A 2,888-nucleotide genomic window follows, 5' to 3' on the forward strand; every position below is an offset into this window, starting at 1 on the left:
CATCGTCCCCTGCCGGTTGCGCGAGATCAGTCCGGCCTGCTCGAGCACCTTGAGGTGCTTGGAGATGGCCGGCTGCGACATCGTGAAGAGCGCCGTGAGGTCACCCACGTTGGCGTCCTCCTGTGCGAGCCGGGCCAGGATGGCGCGGCGCGTCCGGTCGGCGAGTGCGCCGAACACGAGGTCGAGCTGATCGTCACTCATTCGATAACCATTCCTTTATGTAACTTGATGGTTATAGATAACCACGAGGTGATGCAGCCGTCAACCCCTGCGCGGAGGAGCGGTGAGCTGGCGTCCACCGTGCTGCTGGAGCGGTGAGCTGGCGTCCACTTCGTGATGCCTAGTGGACGCTGAGTCACCGCCCGAGCCAACGCGTGGACGCTGAGTCACCGCCCCAGCCAACGCGTGGACGCTAAGTCACCGCCAGCGGGTCAGGCGTCGGCGGCGTAGGCGTCGATCTCGGTGAGGATCGCGGCCTTGGTCGCATCGTCGGCGAACGACGCGCGCACGGATGCCCGGGCGAGGTCGGCGACGCCCTGGTCGTCGAGGCCCAGCAGCTCGGCGGCGACCTCGTACTCCTGGTTGAGCGTCGTCGAGAACATCGGCGGGTCGTCGGAGTTGATCGTGACGGGTACGCCCGCGGCCACCAGCGTCGGGAGCGGGTGCTCGGCCAGCGACGGCACCGACCGGGTGCGTACGTTGGACGTCGGGCAGACCTCGAGCGTGATGCCGTGCTCGGCGAGGTGGGCCATGAGCGCCGGGTCCTGCGCAGCGGCGATGCCGTGACCGATGCGCTCGGCGCCGAGGTGGTTGACCGAGTCCCAGATCGACTCCGGGCCGGTCGACTCGCCGGCGTGCGGGACGCTGTGCAGCCCGGCCGCGATGGCCTGCTGGAAGTGCGGCGCGAACTGCTGGCGCGGCACGCCGATCTCGGGACCGCCGAGCCCGAAGCTCACCAGCCCGTCGGGCTGCAGGCGCAACGCCGTGTCGAGGGTGACGTCCGCCGACGGGATCCCCGACTCCCCGGGGATGTCGAAGCACCAGCGCATCGTCAGGCCGAAGTCGGCCTCGGCGCGACGGCGCGCATCCTCGAGCGCCTCGCAATAGGCCTCGGCGCTGATGCCGACCGCGATCGACGTGTAGGGCGTGCAGGTCAGCTCGACATAGCGGACGTTCTGCCCGGCCAGGTCACGCGCGACGTCGTACGTCAGGGTCCAGAGGTCCTCGGGCGTACGCAGCAGGTCGACGACCGAGAGATAGACCTCGATGAAGTGGGCGAAGTCGGTGAACGTGAAGAACTCGGCCAGGGCCTCGGGATCGGTCGGTACGGAGGTGGTGCCGGCGTGGCGCTCGGCCAGCTCGGCGACCGTACGCAACGTGGCCGAACCGACGTGGTGGACGTGGAGCTCTGCCTTGGGCAGCCCGGAGACGAACGACATGCAGCGACCCTACCGAGCCGGGTCAGCGCAGATCGAGCGAGTCAGGCGCCGGCGGACTGCTGCCGCTCGACGACGCTGCCGCGCTGCTCGAACTCGACGTCGATCGTCAGCAGGACCTCGTCGTTGATCGAGAACTCGACCCGGTTCTCCTCGGCCGTCAGGTTGCCGGCCGTGCCCTCGTCGAGCCAGGTGATCGAACCGATGACACTGACCAGCGCCACCTTCGCGCCGTTGTCGGTCTGGCCGCGGAACACGACCGGGCCGGGACCGGCGTCACGGATCACCAGAGCCGTACGGCTCACGGCGGGGTTGTCGACGGCGACGGTGAGGTCATCCCCGCCGGCTCGTCCAAAGGTCCACTTGGCATCGCCATCCAGCGCAACCTCACCGGTCTCGCCCTCGGCGGTCTTCCACATCACGGTGATCACTGCTCTTACCTCTCGATACGCCTCACTCCCAATTTCAGAGTAGGTCTTTCCCAGGTAAGAGACGATCGAACGAACGATTTATGACTCGAAAGGACCAGTCGATCTGATCGCGGATTTTTCAGGTGCCGGGAACGATCGCCGAGATGATCGTGCCGTCGGCGCGACGACGGCCGGGAACCGGCGACGGCTCACCCTCGATGCGGGGTCCCTGACCGTCGAGCGGGACCGACACCGGGTCACCCGGGAGCACCGTGACCTCCTCGCCGCGGACCACGAGGGTCGCCTCCTTGCCCTCCTCGACGCTGAGCTCGACGCTGTCCGGCATGACCATGACGCGTACGCGGGTGCCGCGCAGCGTCACCCGGAAGATCAGCGAGTCCCACGACTCCGGAAGCCGGGGGTCGAGGGTGAAGACGCCCTGGTAGTCGCGGAAGCCGCCGAACCCGTTGACGAGCGCACCCCACACGCCGCCGGTCGACGCCACGTGGACGCCGTCGGAGGTGTTGTGGTGCCGGTCCGCGAGGTCGACGAACAACCCTGACAGGAAGTAGCGCAGCGCCAGGTCGTGATAGCCGACCTCGGCCGCGATGATCGACTGCACGACCGCGGACAGCGTCGAGTCGCCCGTCGTGATCGGGTCGTAGTACTCGAAGTCGGCGCGCTTCTCCTCGGGCCCGAACTGGTCGCCCTGCAGGAACAGCGCCAGCACGACGTCGGCCTGCTTGAGCACCTGGAACCGGTAGATCACCAGCGGGTGGTAGTGCAGCAGCAGCGGCCGCTTGTCCATCGGCGTGTTGGCCAGGTCCCACACCTCGCGCTCGAGGAAGTGCTGGTCCTGCGGGTGCACGCCGAGGTGCTCGTCGTAGGGGATCGCCATGTCGTCGGCGGCGCGCTCCCAGTCGGCGACCTCGCGCTCGTCGAGCTCGAGGCGATTGACCACCCGGTCGTACTCGATGCCGTCACGGATCGCCAGGTCGCGTACGGCCTCGGCGGCGCGGCGCAGGTTGAAGCGCGCCATGAC

The 2,888-nt window shown here is 68.1% G+C and carries 4 protein-coding genes; all 4 read right to left on the bottom strand.

Annotated elements, in window-relative coordinates; genetic code table 11:
* Window positions 1-201 (bottom strand): ArsR/SmtB family transcription factor (locus V6M46_RS03900; RefSeq protein WP_332662456.1); only part of this gene is annotated, 201 nt, incomplete at its 3' end.
* Between the two features lie 230 nt (window positions 202-431).
* Complete coding sequence (locus V6M46_RS03905) at window positions 432-1,439, bottom strand: adenosine deaminase (protein WP_332662457.1); 1,008 nt, start codon at window positions 1,437-1,439, stop codon at window positions 432-434.
* Window positions 1,440-1,480: 41 nt separating this feature from the next.
* Complete coding sequence (locus V6M46_RS03910; RefSeq protein ID WP_332662458.1) at window positions 1,481-1,867, bottom strand: hypothetical protein; 387 nt, start codon at window positions 1,865-1,867, stop codon at window positions 1,481-1,483.
* Window positions 1,868-1,985: 118 nt separating this feature from the next.
* Window positions 1,986-2,888 (bottom strand): glycosyl hydrolase family 65 protein (locus V6M46_RS03915; protein ID WP_332662459.1); only part of this gene is annotated, 903 nt, incomplete at its 5' end.

Source organism: Aeromicrobium sp., from assembly GCF_036676885.1.
In the GTDB taxonomy this organism is placed as follows: domain Bacteria; phylum Actinomycetota; class Actinomycetes; order Propionibacteriales; family Nocardioidaceae; genus Aeromicrobium.